This window comes from Candidatus Kurthia intestinigallinarum, from assembly GCF_003991225.1.
In the GTDB taxonomy this organism is placed as follows: domain Bacteria; phylum Bacillota; class Bacilli; order Bacillales_A; family Planococcaceae; genus Kurthia; species Kurthia populi.
The window spans coordinates 1-1,192 of the sequence record NZ_JTFC01000159.1 but is presented as its reverse complement, the minus strand read 5'-3'; the positions used below and the strand labels follow the sequence as shown (position 1 = coordinate 1,192).

At 38.8% G+C, this 1,192-nt stretch carries 1 protein-coding gene and 1 pseudogene; both read left to right on the top strand.

The window, feature by feature from the left end:
- A pseudogene (locus tag QI30_RS19395) lies at positions 1–643 on the top strand (VirB4 family type IV secretion system protein); the annotation flags it as partial.
- Positions 644–784: 141 nt separating this feature from the next.
- A partial coding sequence (locus QI30_RS19390; RefSeq protein ID WP_148113912.1) for a hypothetical protein occupies positions 785–1,192 on the top strand: 408 nt, incomplete at its 3' end.

Sequence of the window (1,192 nt, the reverse complement as noted above, 5' to 3'; positions counted from 1 at the left end):
GAATATTAATTTACAAAGTGACCTTTTATCGTTTGATTTAAAGTCCTTGCAAAATGAGGCTGATGTACAAGGGGCAGCGTATTTAAATACGTTTAGTTATTTATGGGATAACATTACGGAAAATACAAGTGAAAATGTGAAGCTGTTTGTTGATGAGTTTCATTTTTTAACACAAAATCCAGATGCAGCGAGTTTCTTTTACCAGGCATATAAACGATTTCGAAAGTACAATGCAGGGGCAATTGCCGGTACGCAACAAATTCAAGATGTGCTCGATGGGAAGATGGCCAATGGTCAAAATGTTGGTGAGGCTGTCATTGGGAACAGTTATACGAAAGTCTTTTTTGGTCTAGATAATAAGGGCGTAGATGATATTACCGAAAAGCTACGCATGACCTTTAGTGAAAAGGAAAAAAAATTATTAGAGCGTCGTAAGCAAGGTGAGGCACTCATTATTCATGGTACACAGCGAGCGTTTATGCGGGTAGAGCTGACAGAAGAAGAACTACGATTAAAAGATCCAGCTCGTTATGAGGAGCTATATGAGGTTAGTGCAGCTATTACACCGAATTACGAAGAGCGTATTCGTATGACAGAGCTCGAGCGACAAGAGGCACTAGAAATGAGGAACTTTGAAAAGTAGAAATTTCCACTTTTGTTAAGTAGAATTTTCTACCCATCAAAAGTATAAGAACTATAAATTTATTAGGTTAACTGGTTAACCTATTGATATTACTGGATTTATAAGTTAACCATTTATTTTAAATCGTTAGGAGGTGCTAGTATGAGTGCGACCAAGATTTACAATTTTTCATTTGGCAGCATTAAATTAACACGTGAACTAGCCCAATTTACGATCCATCGTAATGAATTTAGTTATGACCGGTTGGAAGAAATCGAACAGTTTTTACGCGATACACGGAATGATGTGTTTCTATCATTTCGAAGTATTGAGGAGAACGAAGGGCATGTCGTCATGACCTTTCATTTTGTAGAGCACTTGAAGCCCGTTGTGGCGATTAAACAGGAGGCTTATGTTGTAAAGCTTGCTATTGCCCAAGCGATATTACTTGATGAGATTGTGACGAAGACTTCAAGCTTCGTCAGTTTGCATCCTGCAACTGTGTATTATCATCCGATGTCGACGATTCGCTACGGCTACCGAGCGAACCGACAAATGCCACGTGAGGAA